Below are 4,609 nucleotides of genomic sequence, written 5' to 3'. Positions count from 1 at the left end.
CCCCGACGAGCTGGCGCGGCGGCTGGGCGCGGAGGCGCTGGGCTGGCTGGGGGCGCGGGCGGTGCTGCTGACGGTGCTGGAGCCCGACGGCGCGCTGCGCGTGGCGGGCGCGCACGACCTGCCCCCGCACGTGGTCAGCGAGTGGGCGCGCATCCCGCCGCACTGCAACGTGGGCCTGGTGCGGGCGTTGCGGGAGGGCGCGCCGCTGTGGGAGGCCGATCCGCGCCGGCTGGCGCTGGTCGGCGCGGCGGCGGGCCTGCCGGGCCCGCACTCGTGCGTGCCGCTGGTCACCGGCGGCCGGACGATCGGCGCGGCCGAGATCACCTGGTCGCCGGACACCGCGCCGGACGCGGGCACCCGGCGTTACGTGCGGGCGGTGCTGGAGCACTGCGCGCGGCGGCTGCGCGAGCTGGTCCCGGCGGCCGGGGGCGTCACCGACGCGCCGTGGCTGCGGGCGCTGCTGGACGCGGTGCAGGCCCCCGGCGCGCTGATGTCGCCGGTCCGCGACGAGTCGGGGCGGGTCGTGGACTTCCGGGTGGACGCGGTCAACGCCGACGCCGCCGGCCTGCCCGGGCACCGCCCCGAGGACCTGGTGGGGATGCGGCTGCTGGAGCACTATCCGGGGCTGGCGGTGGCGGGGCTGTTCCAGGAGTACGTGCGGGTGCTGGAGACGGGGGTGCCGCTGCGGCGCGGGCCGGGCGAGTCCGCCGGGGCCGGCGAGGGTCCCCCGACGCCGTCGACGATGAGCGTGCGGGCGTGCCGGGTCGGCGGCGGGGTGCTGGCGAGCTGGCGGTTCCACGCCGACGCCGCCGACCTGGCCGGGCAGCTCGCGCAGGCGCAGCGGCTGGGGAACCTGGGGTGGAGCCGCTGGGACCTGGTGACCGGCGAGACCGACTGGTCGGACCACCTGTACACCCTCTTCGGGCGGGCGCGGGCGGCGGGCCCGCTGCCGCTGGAACGCCTCGCCGACCATGTGGTCCCCGAGGACCTGCCGCAGGCCGAGCATCTGATGCGGACGCTGCTGGGCCGCCGCGAACCCGCCGACCTGGAGCTGCGCGTGCGGGTCGGCGGCGACGTGCGGCACCTGCGGGTGATGGCCGAGCCGGTGCTGGACTCCCGGGGCGAGCCGGTGGCGCTGCACACGGTCTTCCAGGACGTCAGCCAGCGCCGCCGGTCGGCGGAGATGCTGGCCGCCACGCGCCGCCAGCTCCAGCGCGAGCGCCGCCGCATCGCCGAGGAGCGCCACATCGCGGTCGAGCTGCAACGGGCGATCCTGCCGCTGCCGCGCGGCCCGCGGACCCTGCCGGGGCTGCGCACGGCGGTGCGCTACCTGCCCGCGCAGAGCCGCGCCCGCGTCGGCGGCGACTGGTACGAGGCGTCCACGCTGTCGGACGAGGAGGTGTTCCTGGCGGTCGGCGACGTGTCGGGGCACGGGCTGGACGCGGCGGCGGCGATGGCGCGGCTGCGCAACGCCCTCAGCGGCCTGGCCTGCACCGGCGCGCCCCCGGACCGGCTGCTGGCCTGGCTGAACCGGCTGGTGACGCACCGGCACCGGTCGCTGACCGCCAGCGTGGTCGCGGCCCGTTTCGCGCCCTCGACCCGCACGCTGGTGTGGGCGCAGGCGGGCCATCCCCCGCCGGTGCTGCGGCGGGGCGGCGGGGCCGAGCTGCTCCCCCCGCCCGACGGGGTACTGCTCGGGGCCGTCGACGAGCCGCGGCTGACGGCGGCCACGCTGACGTTGGAACGCGGCGACCTGCTGCTGTTCTACACCGACGGCCTGGTGGAGCGCCGCGACCGCGACCTGTCGGCGGGGTTCGAGCTGCTGCGCGAGGCGGTGGCGGCCTGCTGCGGGGCGGGCCCCGACGACCTGATCGACCACGTCCTGGAGGCGCTGGGCGCGGCCAACCCCAACGACGACACCTGCCTGCTGGCGGTCCAGGCGACCTGAGCGCTGGCCGCGCGGGCCGCTCGGCCGTTACCTTCGAGACGCCCCCTGGCGGAAGGTGGCGTCATGTTCTGTGCGGTCTGCGGCACCGAGACATCACCGGCGGCGTCGAGGTGCCCTGGCTGCGGGGCTCCGGCGCCCTATGCCGCCCTGGCGCCGGGCTGGGTTCAGGGCTGGTCGCCGGGATGGTCCCCGGCCCGGCCCCTGGCCGAGCTGGTCGCGCGGGACGGGCCGCTTCACGGGGACGCGCTGCTGCGGCTGGCGGCGGACCTGGCGCGGGCGCTGGCCGACGCGCACGCGGCGAGCGGTCCCGCGCGCAGGCCGTCACCCGAGCACATCGTGTACTCCCCCCTCGACCGGCAGTGGACGGTCGGTCTGGCCGACGCTCCCGCCGTACGGAGCCCTGAGGACGCCGTGGCGGGCTGGGCGGAGACCGTCGCGTTCGCCGCCACCGGCCGCGCGGCGGGCTGGGAGGCGTCCGACCTGGACGCCACCGCCGACCCGCTCCCGTCGTTGCTGCGCGAGGCGATGAACGCCGACCCGGCCTCGCGACCGTCGGCACGCGAGCTGGCCCAGGCACTGCGATCCGCCGCCCCGGGCACCGCCCCGGACCTGGACACACGATCGGTCCGACTGACCCAACCAACGGACGCCTGGACACCACCGCCCCCCTCCGAACAGCCGACCTCGCCCGAGGACACTGACCCCACCGCAGAGACAGACCCCACCGGGAAGACGGGCCCCACCGGGAAGACGGATCCCATCGGGGAGGCGGCCCCCGCCGGGGAGGCGGCCCCCGCCGGGGAGGCGGCCCCCGCCGGGGAGGCGGCCCCCGCTGGAGAGACGGACCCCACTGCCGAGGCGGACCCCACTGCCGAGGCGGACCCCACTGCCGAGGCGGACCCCACTGCCGAGGCGGACCCCAGTGGAGAGACAGGTCCCACTCCGGACGCGGAGCCCACCCCCGACGCGGAGCCCACCCCCGACGCGGGACCCACCCCCGACGCGGGACCCACCCCCGACGCGGGACCCACCCCCGACGCGGGACCCACCCCCGACGCGGGACCTACTGCGGGCACGAGGCCTGCTCCGGACGCGCGGCCCGCTCCGGAGGCGCGGCCCGCTCCGGACGCGCGGCCCGCTCCGGACGCGCGGCCCGCTCCGGACACGGGGCCCGCTCCGGACACGGGGCCCGCTGGGGACACGGGGTCGGCCGTGTGGGAGTCGCCGCCTCCTGTTGGGTGGGGGCCTCCGCCCGCCACCTGGCAGTCGCCCTCTGGTTTTCCCGGGGAGCCCTCCGTGTGGGGCTCGGCGTCGCGTTCCTCGTCCGTCGCGGTTCCGGGCGCGGTGGTCGGAGGGCTCCTGGCCGTCCTGGCCGTGGTGGCCGTGGGCGTGGCGGTGGTGGTCGAGCCGTGGCTCCTTCTCGTGGTGCCGGTCGTGGTGGGAGCGTGGCTCGTTCCCGAGCTGGTCCGCAGGCGCGGGGAGGGGCGGTGGCGGGCGGCCGCGGAGCTGGCGGCGCGGGCGAACCGGGCGGTGGAGCTGCGGCGGCGGGGGTACGCCGGGGAGGCCGCCGAGGCGCTGGCCCCGGTCCTGGCCGCCGCCGAACGGGACCGGGCCGCGCCGCCCGCGCTGCGGGCGCGGCTGCGCGCCAACCGGGCCGCCGTCCGGTACGACCTCGGCGACGGCGATCCGGTCGCGGAGTTGCGGGCGGCGCTGGCGGAGGCCGAGGAGGCGTGGGGCGCCGGGTCGTGGGAGGCGGCCGTGGTGCGCGGCAACCTCGCGGTGGCGCTGCGCGGGGCGGGCGACCCGGCCGGGGCGGAGGCCGAGGCGCGCGCCGCGGTGGAGGCCGCGGCGCGGTCGCGGTCGCCGGGCGCGCCCGAGCTGGTCCGGCTGCGGGTGAACCTCGCGGCCGTGCTGCGGGAGGCGGGGGGCGCGGAGGAGGCGGCGCGGCTGCTGGAGGGGGCGGTCGCCGACGCCGAACGGGGTCTCGGCCCCCAGCACGAGGCGACGTGCTCGGCCCGCGCGGGGCTGGCCGCGCTCTACCACGACCAGGGGCGGAGCGGGCAGGCCGTTCCCCTGCTGTGGGACGTGGTGGGGTGGCGGTCGCGGCTGCTGGGCCGGACGCATCCCGACACGCAGCGGGCCCGCGTCAGCCTGGGGTTCGCCGCGCTGGCCGGGGGTGACGCCGCGACGGCGCGGCGCGCGTTCACCGAGGTGCTGGCCGAGGGCGGGCCGCCGGACGTGCTGGCGGCGGCGTGGGACGGCCGGGAGTTGCTGTGATGAGGCGCGCGCGGCGGCGGTCCCTGCTGGCGGGGATGGCGGCGGCGGTGTCGGCGTCGGCGGTCGGGGTCTCGGTGAACCTCGCCACCGAGCACCAGGGCAGCCTGCTGGCGTGGGCGGCGGTGGCGGCCTGCACGGCCGTGGTGGGCGCGGTGACCGCGGCGGGCGAGCGCGCCCGCGAGGCCGGGCGGCGGCGGGGGCTGCCGCGTCCCGAGGACGTCGTCCTGGACCAGCTCACCATCGAGATCACGATCGGGGCGGCGACGTTCCGCGGCGAGGCGCACGGGCGCACGGCGGTGCGGGCGCTGGCCGACCGGGTGGCGGAGGTCGGTGTGGCGGCGGACCGGCCGTCTCCCGCCGGGGCGCCGCCCGCGCCGCTGCCGG

At 79.2% G+C, this 4,609-nt stretch carries 3 protein-coding genes; all 3 read left to right on the top strand.

Annotation, left to right across the window (positions count from 1 at the left end; all coding sequences use genetic code 11):
- On the top strand, nucleotides 1–1,948 hold a 1,948-nt coding region (locus tag AKI01S_RS48105), incomplete at its 5' end, for a SpoIIE family protein phosphatase (RefSeq protein WP_067833729.1).
- 63 nt (nucleotides 1,949–2,011) lie between these two features.
- Complete coding sequence (locus AKI01S_RS50080) at nucleotides 2,012–4,225, top strand: tetratricopeptide repeat protein (protein ID WP_157420735.1); 2,214 nt, start codon at nucleotides 2,012–2,014, stop codon at nucleotides 4,223–4,225.
- A partial coding sequence (locus tag AKI01S_RS48090; protein ID WP_157420733.1) for a hypothetical protein occupies nucleotides 4,225–4,609 on the top strand: 385 nt, incomplete at its 3' end. The genes AKI01S_RS50080 and AKI01S_RS48090, both read left to right, overlap by 1 nt.

Origin of the sequence: Actinomadura kijaniata NBRC 14229 (assembly GCF_001552175.1) — a bacterium.
Lineage (GTDB): Bacteria > Actinomycetota > Actinomycetes > Streptosporangiales > Streptosporangiaceae > Spirillospora > Spirillospora kijaniata.
Note: the sequence above shows the minus strand (reverse complement) of the source record. Positions and strands in the feature narration are given on the sequence as shown.

Excerpts from the sequence above, each read along its gene's own strand:
- AKI01S_RS50080 (WP_157420735.1), top strand. The coding sequence starts at position 2,012 with ATGTTCTGTGCGGTCTGCGGCACCGAGACATCACCGGCGGCGTCGAGG.